Here is a 20,685-nt window from a genome sequence, read left to right on the forward strand (position 1 = left end):
CGTGCGCCGTCGACCCCAGGTACCGGTTACAGGCGGGGCAGCACCGCCCCGCCGGGCTGACGGCACGCCTCGCCGCGCGGTCGAGGGCCGACCGGCGCAGCGGCGTGAGGTGCGCCTCATCCCGTCAGCGGCAGCAGGGGCACCGAGGTGTGGGGCCGCCAGTCCGGTGGTACGGCGGCGAGCGCGTCGGCGAGGGCGGCGCCGTGCAGGAACGCGGGCCGGTGTCCGCCGACGGGGCGGGCGGTGGCGCCGTCCCAGGTGACAGGGATCAGCCGGGTACGGCCAGGGGCGGTCGTGATGTCACCGGTCAGCGGGATGCGGGGCAGGGCCGGCAGGGGGCGCCCGGTCAGGCCCGCGAGGAGTGGGGCGAGCAGGGTGTGGGCGGCGGTCAGTGCCGCGTACGGATTGCCGGGAAGGCCCACGATCCAGCGCCGGTCGGGGAGTTGGGCGAGCAGTTGAGGATGGCCCGGGCGGACGGCGACCGCGTCCACCACCCACCGGGCTCCGTGTTCGGCCAGCAGCCGCCTCAGCTGATCGGTGACGCCGACCGAGGTGGAACCGGTCACCACGATCACGTCGAAGTCGTACGACGTGGTGAGCACGACCGTGGCCAATGACCCGACAGGGTGGTCCGGCACGGGACGTACGTCGGTGACCTCGCCGCCGAGCGTGTGCACCAGCGGCGGCAGCAGCGGGCCCAGCGCGTCGCGTACCTGGCCGGGGGCCGGCCGCCCGGAAGGGATCAGTTCGTCGCCCGTGACAAGGATCCGGACGCGAGGCCTGGGCCGTACCGCCAGCGTGTCGTGGCCGCAGGCGGCGGCCAGACCGAGCAGGGCGGGACCGACCCCGGTTCCTGCCGGCACCAGGCACGCGCCCGCTAGGGCGTCCTCGCCCACCAGGCGGATGTGTTGGCCCGGAGCCGACACCGGGCCGCGTACCGTCGCCCCGGCCCGTACCGCGTGCTCCAGTGGCAGCACCGCCCGGGCGCCGCGGGGCAGCTGCGCGCCGGTGGAGATCTCCACCGCCTCGCCCTCGGCCAGTACCGCGGGCACCTCCGTGGCACCCGCGCGCACCGCTCCGGCCGACAGCCGCCACGGGCCGGGGCCGGCGACGGCGTATCCGTCCATGGCCGCGGTGTCGAAGGCCGGCAGTGGCTGCCTGGCGCACAGGTCCTCGGCCAGCGTCAGCCCGGCGGCCCAGGTGAGCGCCACCTGCCGGGCGGGCAGGGGCATGGGGGCCGCGTGGGCCAGTTCGCGCGCCCGCGACCACGGCACATCGCGGCAGGAGGTCACCGGGGCTGCGGCACGTATGGTCATGTGTCCACCGTGTCGCCGTCGTTTTACCCCCTATGGCGCCGGAGGTTGCCGCCGCGCACCAAGTCGCTCACGCCTACCTCGCCGGGTCAGTGAGAAGCGGGTGCCCACGACGACGCCCGGGAGATTCTGGACCAGACGCCCGGGAGATTCCGGCCCCTCTGCCGGGCGTTGTGGCGCACTACCCGCTGCGGGCTCGATCGCGCCGCCTACTCTGCCGCACTGAGCCGAGGAACTCAGCCGACCCGTACGGCACGGGCCAGGAAGTGGTGCCGCGCGTCCTCGTTGTGGGCCAGCCGCCAGCCGGCCGCGTCCAGCGCGGGCCGCAGGTTGGTCTCGGCCAGCGGGTCGTCGGGGTCCAGGGGTCGGCCGTGCCGGGCGGCGCGTTCGACGCCGCCCGAGGGGTGGAAGAGCAGGAGGGTGCCGCCCGGCGCGGTCACCCGGGCCCGTTCGCCCAGTGCGGGGCGGGTTCGGCAGGTGGTTGACGAGTCCGGCGCTGAAGATGCCGTCCACCGAGCCGGAGGGCAGGAGCAGGTGGCAGGCGTCGGCGAGCAGCAACGCCGCGAGCTCATCGCGGCCGTGCCGGGCGGCGGCGTCGAGCATCGCCGCGGTGACGTCCACCCCGAGGGCCACACCCTTGTCTCCGACTCCCGCCCGCAGCGCGGGCAGCGCCCGTCCGGTGCCGCACCCCAGGTCGACCACCGTCTGCCCCGCGCCGATCCCCATCCGGGCGACGACTGCCGCGTAGACGGGTCCGTCGGCCGCGAAGCGCTCCTCCCAGGTCCCGGGCGACACCGTATGGCTGCAGCGGGCCAAGACGTCCGCCGCCTGGTACCGGTCCAGCGGGTGATCAACTCCTCCGGTCCGGTGAACGACGGGCCGACCTCCGCCTGCGCCAACAACGGCTCCACCGTGTGGAGTTACAACCAGGGACTGGCCATCGGCGGCTTCACCGAACTGTGGAAGACGACCGGGGACAGCTCGCTGCCGACCACCGCGCGCGCCCTGGCCGACGCCGCGCTCAGCAGCCCGACGCTGACCTCCGGCGGAGTGCTCACCGAGTCCTGCGACGTCGGCTCGGCGTCCCGCGACGACAACCAGAAGCAGTTCAAAGGCATCTTCATCCGGAACTTCGCCGACCTCGCGAAGGCCACCGGTTGCGGCACCTACCAGAGTTACGTCCAGAAGCAGGCCGACACGCTGTGGGCGCGGGACCGTAGCTCCCTCGGCGCACGCCGGGTCGGCACCAGCCCCCACCAGGCCGACTGGCGTACCCAGGCCGGCGCCCTCGAAGCGCTCACCGCCGCCGCGGGCTGACGACCGGTCCCGGAGCCGGCTCGCACGCGGGTCCCCGACCCACGTGCGAGCGGGCCGGCGCGAGCGCGCTCGGCCCTCCACGGCCGGACGGCTTCCTCCGGCGCCTCGTCGAACAGCCCTGGCTACGGCCGCCGCCCTCGCGGGCCCGCCCAGGTCGCCGTCGCACTTCCCGGGCCGTTTCCCGCTGCCCGGCGGTTCCCACGCCTGCCCTGCCCGCCGCCGATCCGCTCACCGACAAGACTTCTCTCCTTGACAATTTTTTTTGTCGGAGAGATCCTGGAGCGGTGCTGGACGTCGCTGAGACCGAAGAACCCGCCACGGCCGAGCCCGCGGACCTGCCGCCGCTGGACGGCGAGGTGGTCCGGCCGGACGACGAGCGCACCGGATACCGACGGCGGCGCACCGGCTCTCCCTCCTGGGCGGCCCGCAATGAATCCCCACCAGGAAGCCGCCGCCTCGAACGTGGTCGAAGCGGCGGCGGGCAATCGAGAACCACACACCTGAAACCCCTAAGGAAACCAGCATGCGCACTCTGATCAGCTCCGCCTTCATCTCGCTCGACGGCGTCATGGAGGCCCCGGGCGGCGAACCCGGCTACCGCAACTCCGGATGGACCTTCAAGGACGTCGAGTTCGTCCCCGAGGCGTTCGACATCAAGGGGCGGGAACAGCAGGAATCCACCGCCGTTCTGATGGGCCGGACCAGCTACGAGGCGTTCAGCCCGGTGTGGCCGGACATGGACGAGTTCGCCCACTACAAGTCCATGCCGAAGTACGTCGTCTCCACCACCCTCACTGAGGACAAGCTCGTCTCGAACTGGGGCGAGACCACCATCCTTCGCTCCCTCGACGAGGTCGCCGCCCTCAAGGAGACCGACGGAGGCCCGATCATCGTCCACGGCAGCGTCGCCCTGAACCACAGCCTGGCCGACGCCGGCCTGATCGACCGCTACCACCTGCTCGTCCACCCGCTGCTGCTCGGCGCGGGCAAGCGCCTGTTCCCCGCCACCGACAAGGACACCCAGAAGCTCAAGCTCGTCGAGCACGCCGTGTACTCCAACGGCCTGCAGATGAACGTCCTCGACGTCGTCCGCTGACCAAGCCCCGGGTCTTCCCACGCCGCGGGCCGCGATCATCACGCACGGCCTTGATCCGCTTTCGAAGGGGGCCCCAGGAGTGCGTGGGGCCGTCCTGGGAGGACTCCGCCGCTGCGTGATGCGCGCCTCCCAGTCCTACAAGGCAGTGCGCCGAGCAGCAGCGGTTCACTCAGACACGTACGACGCGACGACCGGCCCCTCTCCACCACACCGACGGCGACGACAGCGATCAGTTCCAGGCCCTCCACGTCGGTGCCGCTCGTGTTCATGGCTCCTCGGTCGCGCCCCGACGCACGGGTAACCAGGCCAGGACTTCCTCAGGAGCTGCGTTCCTGGGAGTTCCGCACCCGCCCTCTGGAGGGTTCGGCGTGGATGAGCCGTGCGAGGTGGTGGCCGGAGTGGGTGGGCGCCCGGCGCAGGGCGATGAGCGCGGCGTCGTCGCCGAGGCGTCCACCGACGTGGGCAAGGAGGTCACGCCGGATGTGACGCAGGAGCGGTTCGGGGCCGCACTCGGTCCACTGGGTGGCTCGTTCGGCGAACGGATAGAAGTCACCGCTCTGATTGCGCGCCTCTATGACACCGTCGGTGTAGAGCAGGAGAGTTTCCCCGGCTTCGAAGGTGAACACGTCCAGCGTGCGCGGCGATGGGCCCAGTACACCGACTCCCAGCGGGGGCGCGGGGTGCAGCCTCAGTGCGGTGACGGAGTGTTCCGGGCTGAGCAGCAGGGGCGCGGGGTGCCCGCAACTGGTCATCCTGACGATGGCCGCATCATCGGGGATCTCCAGCAACAGGGCGGTGACGAAGCGCTCCTCGGCCCCGGCCTCGTCCTCCGGCGGGGTGAATTCGCCGTGGTAGCGGGAGATGCTCTGTTCCAGCGCGTCCGTCAGCGCGGTGAGGTCGGCGTGTTGATGGGAGGCTTCGCGGAACGCGCCGAGCAGCAGGGCGGCCTCTCCGATGGCCGCCAAGCCCTTGCCTCGGACATCTCCGATGAGCACGCGCGTGGCGTCGTCGGTACGCGTGACGGCATACAGGTCTCCACCGATCTCGGCCTCGTCCTCGGCGGCCAGATACACGGACGCCGTACGCAGGGGGCCGATCCCGCTGGGCAGCGGCCACAGCAGTACGTGCTGTGCGGCCTCGGCGACCGACCTCACCTGGGCCAGTTGCCGTCCGTGTCGTTCGTGTACCACGGAGTAGCCCACGATCAGAAGGCTCAGTACGGCGAGGGCGACCATCTGCACGATGACGTTGCGCGAGAAGAGGATGCCGTCGTGCAGGGCGATGCCCGCCTCGGCCGCGAGCGCCAGGACGCCGATCGCCCCGGTCAGCCGGGGACCGGCGAAGGATGCGGTGATCGCCGGCGCGATCACCAGCAGCGGGCCCAGATGGATGTCGGCCGGGGCAACGATGTCGACGACCGTGATCATCACGATCAGCAGGACGGGGAGCGCCAGCAGCCCATGCTTCGAAGGCCCCGGGCCGAAGCCGGCAAAGCGATTCCAGATCCCCACATGTTCCACAGTGCACCGCCCCAGGACAGCTTGCGAGCGCAGCCAGCAACTGTCGGCAAAGCGCCGGAAAGACTGCCACGCGCGTCCCGCACGCGCCGGACCACGCAGCGACGGAACCGACCCCGCACCGGCGCCCGGCGCGGGGTCGGCAGGGCTGCCGCCCGGCCGCCAACCGCAGGCGACCAGGGGCTCACGCTGCCCGTCCGGCGTCGCGTTCACCACGGTGGCCGCCCGGTCGGACACGGAGCGCGACCACCTCCGCGACGACGGCCGGGGCGGGTCAGTCGAGGAGGAGGGGATTCGGCAGGGTGGCCGCGGGGTGCATGCGCAGGAGGGTGTGAAGTACTCCTGAGAGGCCGGACATGAGACTGGGCGAGAACGCCTCGCGGGCCAGGCCGCCGACCGGGCCGCGTTGCTCGAGGCCGGTGAGGATTTCGGCGTCTAGGTCGGAGGGGTCGCCGAAGTCCATGGACGTGAGGAATTCCCAGAGGCCGAGGTCGCCGTGGCACAGGGTATGGCTCCAGCCGAAGCCCTCGGCGACGCAGGCATGTGCGGCCCGACGGGCCATGTCGAGGTGGGCGGGATCGCCCGTGCGCCGGTGGAGGTCGAGCATGCCGATGCCCACTCCCGCGCTGCCGTGGCACCAGCTGGTGAAGAAGTGCTCCTCGGCGCCGACGCGGACGTCGAGCCAGTTGCCGTGCTCGGGTCGGTAGAGGGACTCCTGATAGGCGAAGGCCCGCTCGGCGAGGTGGTTCCAGTCGCACCGTTCGGCCGCGGAGCCCGCGTCGCTGAGCGCGAGCCGGGTCAGCGCCCAGCCGATGCCGGTGGCGCCGTGGGCGAAGCCGCCGATGCCCTCGGGGTTGAGCCGGGTCGTCCAGCGAGCGCCGCTCGCGTCGAGGGTGGCCAGCCCGGTCAGTCGGCGGCCGATGTGCGCGGCGGCGCCGAGCCAGCGGTCCTGCCCGGTCGCCACGGCCAGGTTGAGCAGGGGGACGACGGCGCCTGCCGCCCCGTTGAGGAGGTCCACCTCGACGTCGTCCTCGACCAGTCGGCCCTCCGCGAGCAGCAGGCCCCTCGCGGCGGCGCGCTCCAGCAGCCAGTCCTCACCGAGCACCCGGTGCAGCGCCAGCCACGTCCACACCTGCGACGCGGCACCGCTGAAAGCCCCGGGTGACGGCGTCGGTGTCCGGTCCTCGGTACCGACCAGGACCCGCAACGCCCCCTCGAACGTCTCGGCGACGCCCGGCACCTCCTCCGCCCGCCCGGCCCGCACCTCATTCACGTACTGCGCGAGCGTCAGCGCCACCCCGCCCTGCCCGGTGTAGAGGTCGGCGGGCAGCACCCTGATCGACCACCCCGCGGGGGTGAAGACGGGGCTGATCCAGGTGACCGTACCGTCCTCACCGCGCACCGCCCCGTCGCACAGCCGCCGTACCATCTGCGCGGCCAGGTCACGGCGGCGGCGCTCCCTGTCCCGGGCGTGCGGGTCGCGGGCGGCGGCCTGCGTCCGCGTGGGCAGCGAACGCTCGTTGAGGTACGCGCCGACCAGCGCGTCCTGGATCACCGCCTCCTCCAGCGCCAGGTCGGCGGTGCGCCAGTCCTCCACGGTGGTCCGTACGGCGGCCGAGTCCACGGTGAAGGTGAACATCGGCACGTCACCGGCCAACAGGTCCGCGATCTCGCCGTCGATGACGGCACGCTCGGTCGGCGCGCCGGGCAGCACCTCGGCGTTGCGCCGCAGGATGTCCCGGGCCCGTTCGACCGCCGCCGCCTCGTCGTGCAACGACGCCGGGTGCCAGAGCATCCGGCCGATGTCGACGTACGCCTGCGTCGGCCGCAGGATCCGCCGTGCCTGGGCGCCTTCGAAGCGGCGCAGCAGCAGGTGCGGATCCGTCCCGGTCCGGCGCAGGTGCGCGGTCATCTCACGGAAGCCGGCCAGGATCCGGTCCCAGTACGCACTCAGCACGGGGGTGGGACTGGGGTGGTTGCCCGCGGTGGGCATCGCCACCAGGTCCACCTGGAAACGGGCCGCCGCGGTCCCGGCGTCCGCGATCACCGGGTTCGGGATGAGAGGCTGCTGGCCGGGCAGCGACCCGACTCCGGAGATGTCGACCCCGCCGAGCGCGAAGCCGGTGCCGCGTACGGGCAGCAGTCCGGTGCGCAGCACCGTACGGCGGATGGCCGCCGCGGCCACGTCCACCGCGTCGCCCCGGCCGCTGGGCGGGAAGGGCGCGGGGGCGTCGAAGAGCGTCTCGGCGTCCACGATCACCGGCACCGGACCCGCGGCGATCATGTTCTCCGCGTGCATGTCGGTGCCGCCGGTGAAGCGGAGGACGGCCAGCCAGTGCCCTACGTTCCGGTAGAACGCGGCGAGTTCGGCCTCGCCCGCGCAGTAGCGGTGGCGGACGAACTCGGCCCAGCCGTAGCCCTCGCGTGCTTGTGTCCGCGGCACCCGGATGCGTTCGTCGGGCGACGGGGCGCCGGGGAAGTCCGCGTAGAGCTCGTCCAGCAGCGCGCCCAGCGCCACGTCGGATTCGGACGGCCGGGGCTTGTACATGACGCTCCCGCCGGCGAAGTCGACCCGACTGACCGTCAGGCCGCCCCGGTGGGTGTCGCCCGCCCCGAACGCCACGGCTCGCATCTCCCCCGCGGATCCCCCCAGCAGCGGCCGCAGCACTTCGCGGTCCGCGGCGAGCCGTTCCGCGAATCCGGCCGTCGCCGCCACCGACAGCCGCGCCACCGACGCGATCCGCGGGCCGACGTTCGGGTATCGGCCGGCCAGCCGGTCGAGGTAGCCCTCCTCCCCGGCCTGCTCCAGGAACGCGGTCCACGTCCGCGTGTCGGATCCCGCCCCCGCGTCCTCGGCGTGGCGTGCGCCGCCCGCGGTCATGCGCAGCGCGTGCAGTTCGATCAGGAACAGGCGCGACAGCTTCGCGTGCAGGGACTTGAGCAGGGCGGTGTGGCCGGCGTCCAGTACCGCTTCCTGTTCGTCCCGGCTCAGGGCGTCAATGGCGGCCAGCCGCCGGGCCAGCTCTTCCCGCCAGGGGCGGCCGATGGTCCGTACGGGTCGGGCGAACCATTCCGCCTCGTCCCGCCTCCCCGGCTCCCCCGGCTTCCTCGGCTTCCCCGGCCTTTCCGATCTTTCCGGCGCCGATCCGCTCACCGTCCACCCTCCCCATTCCGCCGTGAACTCGCTTCTTGCGGTCGTTCCGAGGAAGCGCGGGCAACTGTGCGACCAGCCCGGACCCATCCGCACCCGGCAGCAACCGACCGAGCCGGGAACCCCCGCATCCCCGACGCGCGCGGGGCGGGCGGCAACCAACTCGGCAGGCTGCGGCGCGTTCCCGGGTGCGGACGCGTCGTGGCTTGGCGCGCGGTTTCCCACGCTCCGGCTTTATGAACCGCACTCCGCAGGAGCGCCCCCGAAGAGGCGTACTCCGCAGGCGATACGGTCAATGAGCGCGCCCTGGAGAGGGCAGTCAGCGGGCAGGCCCTGCGCAAAGGGCCCTGGAGTCACCGCAGGCGATCAGCAACACCAGCTGCCGTGCGACCCACTCGGGCTGGAACAGAAGCCGTAGAGGGAGTCGCTCGGGTCGGTGAGCGCGGCCTCGGCGGCGGCGCCTCCGACGTAGAGGGGCCCGGCGGGGTTGGACTGGCCGTACGCGCTCTCGGCGCCCGCCAGCCAGGCATCGAGCACGGCTGTGGTGGCAACGCTGGTCTGGGGCATGAGAGACCTCCGGTGGATGTGGGGATTGGGGCGGATTGCCCAGCCCTGAGTATCGCCGGGTTCGAACACCCGACAGACGTCCAATCTGGCCAAAGCCATGTGGTGTTCTTGCGGTCTGCCGCCTTCTACGGGACGGGTGGGACGGTCGCACGGCCGAGCGCCGACCGGGCGGGCGCGGCGGACGTCGAGCCTCCGACTCCAAGCTCCGGCCTGGGTCGCGCACCGACGAAGAGCCCCTGAAGAGCGAAGTAAGGGCGCCCCGGCGCTCGTCCGGTCACCGCGGACTGGTCGGCAACCGCCCCCGACTCCTGGGGCGTCTGGTTCCCCAAGGACGAGCATCAGGTCCCGTACACCCGCTTCCTCGACGAACTCGCGCAGGCCGGCTACGAGTGGCTGGAGCTCGGACCGTACGGCTATCTCCCCACCGACCCGCGGCGGTTGAAGGCCGAACTCGACGCCCGTGGGCTCCAGGTCTGCGGCGGCACCGCCTTCGGCGCGCTGCACCGACCGGAAGCCTGGGACGAGATGCTCGCGCATGTCTGCGTGTCGTCGAGGCCGAGCGCGCCCACGGCCGTCGGCTCGTCCAGGTCGGTTTCATGCGCCGCTTCGACACCGGCTACCGCCAGATGAAGGAGGTCCTCGCCTCGGGATCGATCGGCGCCCCACTGATCGTGCACTGCGCCCACCGCAACCCGACCGTGCCCAAGGCGTACACCTCCGTGATGGCCGCGCAGGACACGGCCGTGCACGAGATCGACGTCCTGCGCTGGCTGCTCGACGACGAGATCGTCTCCGCCCAGGTGATCACCCCACGCGCCACCGGCAAGCGCTTCGCGCACCTCAAGGACCCGCAGATCATGCTCTTCGAGACCGCCCACGGGGTCCGCATCGACCTGGAGGTCTTCGTCAACTGCCAGTACGGCTACGACATCCAGTGCGAGACCGTCGGCGAGGAGGGCCTGGTCCGGCTGCCCGACCCGGCCGCCGTCGAGGTCCGTACCGCCGGACACCACGCGACCGCCGTACCGCAGGACTGGCAGGACCGCTTCGCCGACGCCTTCGACACCGAGTTCCGCGAATGGGTCGCGGCCGTCGGCACCGGCAGCGAGCCCACCGGCCCCTCCGCCTGGGACGGCTACGCCGCCACCGTCATCACCGACGCCGCCGTCCGCTCCCTGGAGTCCGACGGCACCGTCGTCACCGTGGACATGAAGCCCCGCCCCGCCCTGTACGGAGGCGCCGCATGAAGATCGCCCTCGACCCCTACATGTTCCGCGCCCTGCCGCTCGACGAGATGGTCCGCACGGTCGCCGAACTCGGCTACCGGTACATCGAGTTGTCCCCGCGCGACGACTTCATGCCGTTCTTCCTGCACCCACGGGCGGACGACGAGCGTGTGGCCGAGCTGAAGAACTCACTGCGCAGGCACGGCGTCCAGCTCTCCTCCGTCCTCCCGCTCTACAAGTGGTCCTCGCCCGACGAGACCGAACGGCAGGCCGCCGTCCGCTACTGGAAGCGGATGATCGAGATCACCGCAGAGCTCGAATGCCCTTTGATGAACTCGGAGTTCAACGGCCGCCCCGACCGCGCCGCCGAGAGCGAGGCCGCCTTCTGGCGTTCCCTGGAGGAACTGCTCCCCGTCTTCGAACGCGAGGGCATCGCCCTCAATCTGGAGGCGCACCCGGACGACTTCTGTGAGGAGAACACGCCGGCGGTCGACCTCGTTCGCGCCGTCAACAAGCCCTGGGTGAACTACCTCTACTGCGCCCCGCACTCCTTCCATCTCTCCGGAGCCTCGGACGTCGGCGCGGACATCGCGGCGATGATGCGCTACGCCGGCGACAAGCTCCACCATGTCCACATCGCCGACTCCTTCAACCACAAGGGCTCCTCCGGCCTGCGCTACATCCTCAACCCGCCCGGCACCACGGCCCGCATCCACCAGCACCTCGACATCGGCCAGGGCGAGGTGGACTGGGACGCCTTCTTCGGCACGCTCCGGGAACTGAACTTCGACGGCGTCGCCACCGCGTGCGTCTTCGGCTGGGAGGAACGCGCCGAGGAATCCTCCGCGTTCATGCTGGACCACATCAGCAAGGAACTCTCCGCGTAACGCGAGCGACGCACCGTGCCCCGACGGTCGCAGGACCGCCGGGGCACGGTGGGAGCGGAGGGCAACTGAATGCCGACCGGGAGAGGCTGCCGCGATCAGACCGCCGGGGCCGGGTAGGTCGGGTACTCCACGCCGGAGACGTGCTGGACGACGCGGACGACCTGGCAGGAGTAGCCGAACTCGTTGTCGTACCAGAGGTAGAGGATCGCGTTGTCGCCTTCGACCTTGGTCGCGCCGGCGTCGACGATCGAGGCGTGACGCGAGCCGATGAAGTCGCTCGAGACCGCGTCGGGGGCGCTGATGAAGTCGATCTGGCGCTTGAGCGGCGAGGTCAGCGAAACGTCACGGAGGTGGTCGAGGACTTCCTCGCGCGTGGTCTCGCGGGCGAGTTGCAGGTTGAGGATGGCGATCGACACGTCCGGAACCGGGACGCGGATGGAGCTGCCGGTGATCTTCGCCTTGAGGTCGGGCAACGCCTTGGCGACGGCGGAGGCGGCACCGGTCTCGGTGATGACCATGTTGAGCGGCGCCGAACGACCGCGGCGGTCGGAGTTGTGGTAGTTGTCCAGCAGGTTCTGGTCGTTGGTGAACGAGTGGACGGTCTCCACATGGCCGCGCAGAACGCCGTACTCGTCCGCCATCGCCTTCAACGGCGGGACGATCGCGTTGGTGGTGCAGGAGGCGCAGGACATGATCTGCTCGTCCGGCTTGATCGTGTCGTGGTTGACGCCGTGGACGATGTTGGGAACGTCGCCCTTGCCCGGTGCGGTCAGGACGACCTTGGCGATGCCGGGGCGAAGGTGCTGGGACAGACCCTCGCGGTCACGCCACCTGCCGGTGTTGTCGATGAGGATGGCATCCTTGATGCCGTACTCCGTGTAGTCCACCGACAGCGGGTCGTCGGAGTAGATCACCTTGATCTCGTTGCCGTTGGCGACGATCTTGCTGTTCGCCTCGTCGACGGTGATCGTGCCCCGGAACTGGCCGTGAATGGAGTCACGCCGCAGCAGCGAGGCGCGCTTGACGATGTCCTGCCCGGCACCCTTGCGGACGACGACGGCACGCAGCCGCAGCCCGTTGCCGGAGCCGGCCTTCTCGATGAGCAGTCGGGCGACGAGGCGGCCGATGCGGCCGAACCCGTAGAGGACGACGTCGCGCGGCTCCTGGCGCTCGATCTTGTTCACGCCCGTGGCGCCGGCCACGGCCTCGGCGGTGAACTCCGCCACCGACAGACCACGGTCGTCGGACTTGTAGGTCGCGGCGAGCATGCCGATGTCGATCTGCGACGGGCCGAGATCGAGCGTGGTGAGAGCCTGCAGGAACGGCAGCGTCTGGATGACCGAGAGTTCCTCGCCGGCGATCTGCCGGGCGAACCGGTGGGTCTTGAGGATGCTCACCACTGACTTGTTCACCAGGGAACGGCTGTGCAGCAGGACCGTGACGTCCCGCTCCCGGTGCAGCTTCCCGATGATCGGGATCATCGACTCCGCGATCTCCTCGCGGTGGTTCCAGTTGGTGAACGAGTCGTCATTGACAGTCACAGATTCATCTTTCGAGCTAGGTGGCGCTCAGATGGTAGCCCGACGCCCTTTTGATCATTCGAGCGGGGCCACCTGATCAAGAGGAACGCCCAGCTGAGACGCTCATACGCCCTCGCGCCGGTGGCGCGGGTCCCGGCGACCGGCGTGCGAGCGCGCCCTCATGGCCGGTCTGCCTCGCGCGATGAATGCCCACTTCGAGGGCACGAATGCGCCCCTTTCACGCGGTTCCGACCGCCACCGGTGACTGTTTCGCTTGACATGGGGCGCGCGCTGCCCAACTGCCCGGACCGTCACGAGGTTGCTGTCCTGGCGCCCGCCTCCCCGGAATCCGTCTTCGACCCCCACCGCCTCCGTGAACCCACGCCGCACGGCTTCTGACGCGTCGCCGGGGCGCCCCTTCGACACGGGTTCAGGTCAGACGTCGTCCATGGCCGGGCAGCAGGAGCCCTTGCCCGGGGCGTACGGCGTCGACGCCCCGCCTTGTTCGCTGATCTTCGTGCGTATCCACCCACGCCCGCTCACGTATCGGGAGGACATGTGACAGTCCCGGAAAGCTCCCCAGACAGCGCCGCCGGGCCCACCGCCGACGGACCACGGTCCACCAGCCTCAGCACCGACGCGGCACGTCAGCTCGCCACCACCACCAAGTCCGAACCTCAGATGCAGGCCATCACCTCGCGATGGCTGCTCAAGATGCTGCCTTGGGTGGACGTCAAGGGCGGCGCCTACCGGGTGAACCGGCGACTCCAACTCCGCGTCGGCCGGGGCCGGGTGCATTTCGAGCAGAACGGCGCGGACGACATCAGGGTCATTCCCGAGACACTGACCGAGCTGCCCGCCCTGCGCGGCTACTCCGACACCGCGGCCCTCCAGGAGATCTCCTCACGGTTCAGGGTGCGTGAGGTGCGTACGGGCCAGGTCCTCTTCGACGCCGGGCAGCCCGTCACCGAGGCCTATCTCGTCGTCCACGGCCGGTTCACCCGCTACACCACCGGCAAGTACGGCGAGCAGGAGGTCACCGGAGTCATCTCGGACGGCGACGGAATGGGGGACGAGGCCATCGGCCAGGCCGATCCGCTGTGGTTCAGCTCGGTACGGGCCGAGACTCCGGGCGTGGTGCTGGCACTCAACTGGGACACGCTCCTGGCGTTCGTGGAGCGCACCCCGTCGCTCGCCGCCCAGCTGGACGCCTTCGCGCAGCAGCAGAGCAAGCCCATGAACCGCAAGGGCGAGGCCGACGTACCCGTACAGGCCGGGCACGTGGGCGAACCGGTCCTCGCCGGCGGCTTCGTCGACTACGACCTCGCGCCGCGCGAATACGAGCTGTCCCTGACCCAGACCGTCCTGCGCGTCCACACCAGGGTCGCCGACCTCTACAACCATCCGATGAACCAGACCGAGCAGCAACTCCGCCTGACCATCGAGGAGATCCGCGAGCGCCAGGAGTGGGAGCTGGTCAACAACCGCGAGTTCGGTCTGTTGCACAACGTCGACTACGGCCAGCGCGTCAGCACCTTCTCCGGTCCCCCCACGCCCGACGATCTCGACGAACTGCTGTCGATGCGCCGCAAGACCCGGCTCTTCCTGGCCCACCCGAAGGCGATAGCGGCCTTCTTCCGGCAGTGCAACCGGCGTGGGCTTGTGCCCGGCACCGTGAACCTCGACGGCCACGAAGTACCGGCGTGGCGCGGCGTTCCGCTCTTCCCGTGCAGCAAGATCCCGATCAGTCCCCAGCACACCAGCAGCATCATCGCGCTGCGCACGGGAGAGAAGGACCAAGGAGTCGTCGGCCTGCACCAGACCGGCATCCCGGAGGAGTACGAGCCCGGTCTGAACGTACGGTTCATGGGCATCGACAGCACCGCGATCATGAGCTACCTGGTCACCGCCTACTACGCGATGGCCATCCTCGTACCCGACGCCGCGGGGATCCTGGAGAACGTCCAGGTCGGACGGACCGCGGAATGAGCACACCATCGGCTTCCGGATCGCCGACGCGACTGCCCGGCCCGCCCCGCCTCGTCCCGGTCACGCAAGCCCGGCGGAGCGGGGCGATCCCCGGGCTGCGCCACCGGCCCGCCGCGCCCGCGGACCCGGCGAAGGCAGCGGAGGTCGACCGCAGGCTGGAGGCCTGGGTCCGTGGGCTCGACGCGTTCCCGAAGGCGTGGACGGGGGACTTCACGGGGTTCCAGTTCGGCCGGGCCGTCGTACTCCAGCATCCGGGCGCGGCCGACCTCGAACGTCTCACCGTGGCCGGCAAGCTGCTGCTGGCCGAGAACCTCGTCGACAACTGTTATTGCGAGGAGGACGAGGACAGAGGCGGCTCATCGCGCGGCCTCGGCGGCAGGCTGATCAGGGCCCAGTCCGCGCTCGACCCCTTCCACTCCACTCCCGAACTGGAAGCGCGGTGGCGGTGCGGCGTACAGGCCGACGGGCCGCTGCGCTCGTATCACGGGGCCCTCAAGGACTACGCCGTCTTCGCCACCCCCAGCCAGACCGACCGGCTGGTGCACGATCTCGCCCGGCTGCATCTGGGCTATCTCGGTGAGGCCGCCTGGGCCGAGATCCGGTACGTGCCACCGGTCTGGGAGTACCTGATGATGCGGCAGTTCAACAACTTCCGCCCCTGCCTGTCGATCGTCGACGCCGTGGACGGTTACGAGCTGCCCGAGGCCCTCTACGTCCGGCCCGAGATCCAGCGGATCACCGCACTCGCCGGCAACGCCACCACGATCGTCAACGACCTGTACTCCTTCACCAAGGAACTGGCCAACGATCCCAGCCATCTCAATCTGCCTCAGGTCATCGCCGCGAACGAACGGTGCGGGCTGAAGGCCGCCTTCCTGAAGGCCGTCGAGATCCACAACCAGGTCATGGAGGCGTTCGAGGAGGAGGCGGCGGCTCTGTCCGCCACCTCACCCCTCGTCGAGCGCTACGCCAGGGGCCTGGCCGCCTGGGTGTCCGGCAACCACGAATGGCACGCCACCAACACCCACCGCTACCACCTGCCGAACTACTGGTAACGCCCTGCCGCCCGGCCCGTCGCCCACCGCGCCACAAGGAGTCACCTTTGCCCATCACCGATGCCGGTACCGCGGCAGCACCGATGCCGACCCAGGCCACCTGCCAGTCGACGTACCAGACCCGCGTCGCGGACTACTGGAACGCCGAGGAGAACCCGGTCAACCTCGAACTCGGAAAGATCGACGACCTCTACCACCACCACTACGGCATCGGGGACGTCGACTGGTCGGTGCTCGACGCGGGCCGGGACGGGGACGGGGACGACGCTGCCCTGCGCCGTGACCGGATCACCGCCGAACTGCACCGGCTGGAACAGGCACAGGCCGACCTCCTCGCCTCCCATCTCGGCCCTCTCTCCCGCGCCGACCGCGTCTTCGACGCAGGCTGCGGGCGCGGCGGCGGAAGTGTGGTGGCCCATCTACGGTACGGATGCCACACCGACGGCGTCACGATCTCAAGGAAACAGGCCGACTTCGCCCATGCCCAGGCCCGCAAGCGGAACATCGACGACAAGGTCCGCTACCACCACCGGAACATGCTCGACACCGGCCTGCCCTCCGGCGCGTATGCAGCTTCCTGGAACAACGAGTCCACCATGTACGTGGAACTCGACCTGCTGTTCGCCGAGCACGCACGGCTGTTGCGCCGCGGCGGACGCTACGTGACGATCACCGGCTGCTACAACGACGCCTACGGGCGGGCCTCCCGGGAGGTGTCTCTCATCAACGCCCACTACATCTGCGACATCCACCCACGGTCGGAATACTTCCGCGCCATGGCCCGCAACCGCCTCGTCCCCGTCCACGTCCAGGACCTGACCGCCGAAACCATCCCCTACTGGAAACTCCGCAAGCAGGCCGACCACCTGGTCACCGGCATCGAGGAAACGTTCCTGAGCGCCTACGAGAACGGCAGCTTCCAGTACCTGCTCATCACGGCTGACCGCGTCTGACATCTCCGCCGCGTTGGCGCTCCTCCGGATGCGACTTATGGTGAGAAATGGTGCAGGGGGTTCCCATAAGGTGTTCACAACGGGGAGGACATGATCATGTCCGAAGCCACACATGCCACGCATCACCGCCCGCTTCGGCGGACGCACGACGATGGCGCGGGCGTCACGACCACCATCAACCGGGCAGCGAGTGCCGCGGGCGCCGCCGGTCGGGCCGCGGCGGATGCCGTACGGCACCCCCAGGCCGTGGTGGAGCGGTTGCGGCATCTGCCGCAGGCGCTGCCGCTGGTGCGGCAGGCGGTGACACCCCTCCTGACCGGACGCGTACGTGACTGGCGTGGGGAATACGCCTACACGTTGGGTGAGCAGGCATTCGTCTACGGTTTTCCGTACATCTACAACGCCAGGCTGCGCCACCAGTGGGTGACCCAGCCGCGTGACCCGGCGACGGTGCCGTACGCGGCGGTCAACCATTTCTGGCACGCGCAGCGGCTGCTGGACGCCTCGTACCAGGACGGCGGTTGTCCGAACAACGACACCCTGTACTCGACCGCGTGGGTGAACCTGCGCAGCGAGCCGGTCATTCTCTCGCATCCGGACATGGGTGATCGCTACTTCTCCTTCGAGCTGATGGGCATCACCTCCGACAACTTCGACTACATAGGTCAGCGCTCCACGGGATCCGAGGCCGGCCACTTCGCGATCGTCGGTCCGGACTGGAGCGGGAAGCTTCCCGATGGTGTGCGCCGTGTCGCGACCGCGCCGAGCCCGTGGATCCTGATCCTCGGCAGGACGCTGGTCGACGGCGAGGACGACGTGCCGAACGTACAGACGCTCCAAGCTCAGTACCGGCTCACTCCGCTCAGCTTCTTCGGCAGGGGCGGCGGCCCCGTCGACCCGGCGCGGCTCCCGGCGAGCCACGAGGTGCCGGCGCCGGTGGACCCCGCGCGGGATCCCCTCGGCCCCTGGAAGACGCTCAACACCATGCTGGCCGAGAACCCGCCGCCGGCACACCACGCGATCCTGCTCAAGCAGTTCGCCGAGGTCGGCATCGGTCCCGGTCTCGACGTCGAGGCCCAGCCCGAGGCGGTGAGACAGAACCTCATCCGAGCTGCGGCTGTCGGCGTGCCGATGCTCAAACAGCAGATGCTCAGTGGTGAGTGGGCCCATGTGGTGAACGGCTGGCGTTATCCGCCACCGCAGATGGGCCGCTTCGGCGACGACTTCGTCAAGCGTGCCGCCGACCAGTCGTTGGCGGGCATCATGGCCAACGATCCGGACGAGGCGGTCTATCTGCTCAACTACGACGACGCGGACGGCAACAAGCTGTCGTCGGGCCGGTACGCGCTGCGCTTCGACGCGGGCGCGATGCCGCCCGTCGTTGCCTTCTGGTCCCTGTCCGCGTACGGCGACGACATGAACCTGATCCCGAACCCGGCCAACCGCTACTCGGTCGGGGACCGCACGACCGGGCTCGTCATGAACCCTGACGGCGGTCTGACCCTCCATCTGCAGTCCACATCACCGGGAGAGGACCGTGAGTCCAACTGGCTGCCCACACCCGAAAACGGCACCTGGTTCGTGATCCTGCGCATGTACCGTCCGCACCGCGAGGTCGTGGACGCGGTATGGGAATGCCCTCCACTCACCCGCGTCGAGTGACCTGACAGGTCCGCAGGCCGCGCGCGGCGGCCCACGGACCCGTGGGCGGGGCCCCTCTCAGCCGATGTACAGCTGGTAGGCCCAGCCAGGGCTCCGCGAAGACCGGTTCGACGCTGGGCGCGTGGTGGGCGCACCCGGCCGCGTTCGCTCGGTCATGCTCCGTTGCCTGCGCCCGCGGTGTTCCCCCGCCGGGGCCCGTCGGGATCAGGCCTTGGGGCCGACGGAGTCTTCGATGCGGGCGAGCTGGTGGCCGATGGCGGTCAGCCACACTTCGAGATCGATGAGTGTGGGCATGGCCGGGTGGTGCTCCGGCAGCGGTGGGCCAGGGGGACTCCGGCCCGGCGCGGGGCGTTCGTCGCTGGTGAAGCACGTGGCGATGCGGTCGGCGTCCGTCGTCAGCTCGGCGGCCGTCCCACGGACCCATGCGCACGCGTCGGGCGGCACATCGGCCAGGGGCGCTTCGAAGCAGGGAAGCCGCTGGGCACCGAGCACCGTGTGGTACGCCACGACGAGCACCCCGTGCCAGTCGGCCTGGGCGCCCTCCCAGGCGGTGGGGGGCTCGCTGCGGAACTGCGCATAGGCGGACTCCGCCAGACGCAGATGCCGCAGCGTCGGCAATGTCGCGGGCGGAGACGGAGCGGTCGACGGGGCCAGTAGCGCCTCGACCGTGTCGGGTACCAGCGTCCCGCACGAGCGCAGCAGCCCCGCCATGGTGCGGTGAACCTCTTTCCGTGCCCCCGCCGGCCAGGCGAGCAGCCCACACAGGAGGCCGATGACACTGCCGGTGACGACATCGACGATGCGGGCCTCCGACAGTCGCCAGTTGGTCGGGGTGATCTGGGCGAAGGCGAGGGTGACCACCAGCGTGAACAGTCCCTGTGCGTAGGCGATTCCGAGCCGCGGGCCCAGAGCGAAGGCTATGAGCATGCCCGGCACGAGCAGGACGGCGTAGGCATCCAGGTGCCGGCCGAGGGCGATGAGCAGCGCACCTGCCGCGACCGCCCCCACCAGGTTGCCGATCAAGGCCTGGCGCACGGCCCGCCAGGTGGCGCCGACCGTGGTACGCCCCAGCGTGAGGACCGTGAGGAGGACCCAGAATCCGTGCGTGAGGTCGAGGGTGCCCGCGACAAGACGGGCGATGGCGAGGCCGCACGCGACCCGTACCGCGTTCTGGAACCACACCGAGCGATGCGTCGCGTTGCCCACGATGCGACGCGCCCACAGCTGCGTCGTGGGCAGGTCGGCGTACCAGAAGAGTTCGCGGGGCCGGAGAGGCGAGGTTCTGCGCCCGGCGGTGGAGACACCCACGGCTGTCACCGCGATCCACGTCGACTCGGCCAGTGTCAGCTCCGCCGCCTGTCGCCGCAGGACGTCGGTGTCCGCACCGGGCTCCCCCTGGTCGGCCGCACGGCGGATCCGTTCCGCCTGGAACTGCCGGATCGCCCCGTCGAGCGCGTCGGCCGTCGGTGGCCGCTCACCGGCACGCAGGGCCGCAGCCGTGTCCTCGCACGTCCGCGCGACGCGTTCGCGGAGCACGGCGGACGATCGATCCGTGCGCGGTGTCGTGCCAGGGGGCGCGGACGTCGTGCTCCGCGACGCCAACTGGTCCAGGACCCGGCGGACCGCGGCTCCCGCCTGCGCCAGGGCCCGGTCCCGGCGCCCCGGGCCGGTCGGGCGCTCACCTGGGGAAACCTGCGACAGCCGCATCCCCTCGCTGAGATCACGCAGCCTCGCGACGGAGACACGAGCCGGATGGACCACTGCCGCGGCGGCCGTCTCCAGCGCGTCGGCAAGCACGATCCGGTAGCTCGTGGCAGGTGGACCGGACAGCACGAACACCTGACACAGGGAGAGGAGTACGACGCCCACGGCCCCGCCCGTCAGCCGGGCGCCCAGCGTCTGAGGGGCGTACGGCGGGAAGCAGGCCAGGATGTAGAGGAGTTGGAGACCGGGGGCGGGACCCGCGGTACGAGGTCCGGCCACCACGGTGAAACTCAACAGGAATCCGACGATCAGCATGCCGACCACGGCGGCCGCCGTGCTCACCGCGAGTGCCGTGCCCAGCGCGACGAGAACCACTCCGAACGGCAGGGTCCGCAAGGTGATCCATGCCTGTTGCCGGCCGGTCCCGGGAATGGTGGACAACAGGCCGAGCGCGATCGGTGTGAACAGTGCGTACAGTGCCGCCACGGGTTGCTGAAGGCCGTACAGGAACGTGTAGAAACCGACGCTCGCCGAGCAGGTGACCTGGATCGACCGTCGTAGGATCGCGGCACCGCCCGGCCCCGGCGTCATGCGTGCTCGCCGCCCGCGCCGGTACGTGCACCGCGAACGGCCCCTGACGGCAATGGCGGCTGTCCGCGCATGGCGACGTTCCTCTCGGCAGGCGCCGCGTGTCCTCGGCGACCGGGCCTCTGCCCATTTTCGTCCCT

14 protein-coding genes and 3 pseudogenes are annotated in these 20,685 nt (G+C 70.4%); 9 read left to right on the top strand and 8 right to left on the bottom strand.

Annotated elements, in window-relative coordinates:
- Nucleotides 1-116 precede the first annotated feature (116 nt).
- The 3 genes and pseudogenes from ACIRA5_RS19365 to ACIRA5_RS19375 all read right to left on the bottom strand — a co-directional run.
- Entirely contained in the window at nt 117-1,316 is a 1,200-nt protein-coding gene (locus ACIRA5_RS19365) for a molybdopterin molybdotransferase MoeA (protein ID WP_403692140.1), read from the bottom strand.
- A 233-nt stretch (nt 1,317-1,549) separates the two neighbouring features.
- Complete coding sequence (locus ACIRA5_RS19370) at nt 1,550-1,753, bottom strand: hypothetical protein (protein ID WP_403692774.1); 204 nt, start codon at nt 1,751-1,753, stop codon at nt 1,550-1,552.
- A gap of 76 nt (nt 1,754-1,829) precedes the next feature.
- Nucleotides 1,830-2,039 (bottom strand): annotated as a pseudogene (locus ACIRA5_RS19375) (methyltransferase domain-containing protein); the annotation flags it as partial.
- A 72-nt stretch (nt 2,040-2,111) separates the two neighbouring features.
- On the opposite strand from ACIRA5_RS19375, the gene ACIRA5_RS19380 reads away from it, so the two are divergent.
- Complete coding sequence (locus ACIRA5_RS19380) at nt 2,112-2,630, top strand: glycoside hydrolase family 76 protein (protein WP_403692142.1); 519 nt, start codon at nt 2,112-2,114, stop codon at nt 2,628-2,630.
- A gap of 523 nt (nt 2,631-3,153) precedes the next feature.
- Nucleotides 3,154-3,726 carry a dihydrofolate reductase family protein gene (locus ACIRA5_RS19385; protein WP_403692144.1) on the top strand — a complete coding sequence of 191 codons (573 nt, stop codon included), beginning with the start codon at nt 3,154-3,156 and terminating at the stop codon, nt 3,724-3,726.
- A 317-nt stretch (nt 3,727-4,043) separates the two neighbouring features.
- On the opposite strand, the gene ACIRA5_RS19390 is transcribed toward ACIRA5_RS19385, so the two are convergent.
- The 3 genes from ACIRA5_RS19390 to ACIRA5_RS19400 all read right to left on the bottom strand — a co-directional run bounded on the left by ACIRA5_RS19390 (nt 4,044) and on the right by ACIRA5_RS19400 (nt 8,961).
- Entirely contained in the window at nt 4,044-5,153 is a 1,110-nt protein-coding gene (locus ACIRA5_RS19390) for a PP2C family protein-serine/threonine phosphatase (protein WP_403692733.1), read from the bottom strand.
- Nucleotides 5,154-5,517: 364 nt separating this feature from the next.
- A complete protein-coding gene (locus ACIRA5_RS19395) occupies nt 5,518-8,397 on the bottom strand; it encodes a type 2 lanthipeptide synthetase LanM family protein (protein ID WP_403692145.1) in 2,880 nt (959 codons plus the stop codon).
- 363 nt (nt 8,398-8,760) lie between these two features.
- Nucleotides 8,761-8,961 (bottom strand): DUF6229 family protein, encoded by a 201-nt coding sequence (locus ACIRA5_RS19400; protein WP_352047503.1) that lies wholly within the window; start codon nt 8,959-8,961, stop codon nt 8,761-8,763.
- 294 nt (nt 8,962-9,255) lie between these two features.
- Between ACIRA5_RS19400 and ACIRA5_RS19405 the strand changes: the two are divergent.
- From ACIRA5_RS19405 to ACIRA5_RS19415, 3 genes and pseudogenes are all read left to right on the top strand, one after another.
- A pseudogene (locus ACIRA5_RS19405) lies at nt 9,256-9,501 on the top strand (2-keto-myo-inositol dehydratase); the annotation flags it as partial.
- Nucleotides 9,489-10,208, top strand: a pseudogene (locus ACIRA5_RS19410) (Gfo/Idh/MocA family protein); the annotation flags it as partial. The pseudogenes ACIRA5_RS19405 and ACIRA5_RS19410, both read left to right, overlap by 13 nt.
- A complete protein-coding gene (locus ACIRA5_RS19415) occupies nt 10,205-11,074 on the top strand; it encodes a sugar phosphate isomerase/epimerase family protein (RefSeq protein WP_403692149.1) in 870 nt (289 codons plus the stop codon). The pseudogene ACIRA5_RS19410 and the gene ACIRA5_RS19415, both read left to right, overlap by 4 nt.
- Before the next feature lie 95 nt (nt 11,075-11,169).
- Here ACIRA5_RS19415 and ACIRA5_RS19420 read toward each other — a convergent pair whose 3' ends face one another.
- Entirely contained in the window at nt 11,170-12,615 is a 1,446-nt protein-coding gene (locus ACIRA5_RS19420; RefSeq protein ID WP_403692151.1) for a glyceraldehyde-3-phosphate dehydrogenase, read from the bottom strand.
- Nucleotides 12,616-13,152: 537 nt separating this feature from the next.
- Here ACIRA5_RS19420 and ACIRA5_RS19425 point away from each other — a divergent pair.
- The 4 genes from ACIRA5_RS19425 (at nt 13,153) to ACIRA5_RS19440 (ending at nt 18,253) form a co-directional block, all read left to right on the top strand.
- The gene (locus tag ACIRA5_RS19425; RefSeq protein WP_403692152.1) at nt 13,153-14,583 is read left to right on the top strand and encodes a family 2B encapsulin nanocompartment shell protein; all 1,431 of its coding nucleotides are present in this window, start codon (nt 13,153-13,155) and stop codon (nt 14,581-14,583) included.
- Nucleotides 14,580-15,638, top strand: a complete 1,059-nt coding sequence (locus tag ACIRA5_RS19430; protein WP_403692155.1) for a family 2 encapsulin nanocompartment cargo protein terpene cyclase — start codon at nt 14,580-14,582, stop codon at nt 15,636-15,638. The genes ACIRA5_RS19425 and ACIRA5_RS19430 overlap by 4 nt, the downstream gene beginning before the upstream one ends.
- A gap of 83 nt (nt 15,639-15,721) precedes the next feature.
- Nucleotides 15,722-16,591, top strand: coding sequence for a geranyl diphosphate 2-C-methyltransferase (locus ACIRA5_RS19435; RefSeq protein ID WP_403692735.1), 870 nt, complete (start codon nt 15,722-15,724; stop codon nt 16,589-16,591).
- A gap of 96 nt (nt 16,592-16,687) precedes the next feature.
- Nucleotides 16,688-18,253: a DUF1254 domain-containing protein gene (locus ACIRA5_RS19440; RefSeq protein WP_403692156.1), complete on the top strand. Its 1,566-nt coding sequence runs from the start codon at nt 16,688-16,690 to the stop codon at nt 18,251-18,253.
- A gap of 204 nt (nt 18,254-18,457) precedes the next feature.
- Here ACIRA5_RS19440 and ACIRA5_RS19445 read toward each other — a convergent pair whose 3' ends face one another.
- Nucleotides 18,458-20,548: an FUSC family protein gene (locus tag ACIRA5_RS19445; protein WP_403692157.1), complete on the bottom strand. Its 2,091-nt coding sequence runs from the start codon at nt 20,546-20,548 to the stop codon at nt 18,458-18,460.
- Between the last annotated feature and the right edge of the window lie 137 nt (nt 20,549-20,685).

Origin of the sequence: Streptomyces sp. NPDC096311 (genome assembly GCF_044763085.1) — a bacterium.
Lineage (GTDB): Bacteria > Actinomycetota > Actinomycetes > Streptomycetales > Streptomycetaceae > Streptomyces.

Coding starts and splice junctions, on each gene's coding strand:
- ACIRA5_RS19400 (WP_352047503.1), bottom strand. CDS start 8,961: ATGCCCCAGACCAGCGTTGCCACCACAGCCGTGCTCGATGCCTGGCTG.
- ACIRA5_RS19430 (WP_403692155.1), top strand. CDS start 14,580: ATGAGCACACCATCGGCTTCCGGATCGCCGACGCGACTGCCCGGCCCG.
- ACIRA5_RS19415 (WP_403692149.1), top strand. CDS start 10,205: ATGAAGATCGCCCTCGACCCCTACATGTTCCGCGCCCTGCCGCTCGAC.
- ACIRA5_RS19440 (WP_403692156.1), top strand. CDS start 16,688: ATGTCCGAAGCCACACATGCCACGCATCACCGCCCGCTTCGGCGGACG.
- ACIRA5_RS19445 (WP_403692157.1), bottom strand. CDS start 20,548: ATGACGCCGGGGCCGGGCGGTGCCGCGATCCTACGACGGTCGATCCAG.
- ACIRA5_RS19390 (WP_403692733.1), bottom strand. CDS start 5,153: ATGATCACGGTCGTCGACATCGTTGCCCCGGCCGACATCCATCTGGGC.
- ACIRA5_RS19435 (WP_403692735.1), top strand. CDS start 15,722: ATGCCGACCCAGGCCACCTGCCAGTCGACGTACCAGACCCGCGTCGCG.
- ACIRA5_RS19380 (WP_403692142.1), top strand. CDS start 2,112: ATGGCTGCAGCGGGCCAAGACGTCCGCCGCCTGGTACCGGTCCAGCGG.
- ACIRA5_RS19365 (WP_403692140.1), bottom strand. CDS start 1,316: ATGACCATACGTGCCGCAGCCCCGGTGACCTCCTGCCGCGATGTGCCG.
- ACIRA5_RS19385 (WP_403692144.1), top strand. CDS start 3,154: ATGCGCACTCTGATCAGCTCCGCCTTCATCTCGCTCGACGGCGTCATG.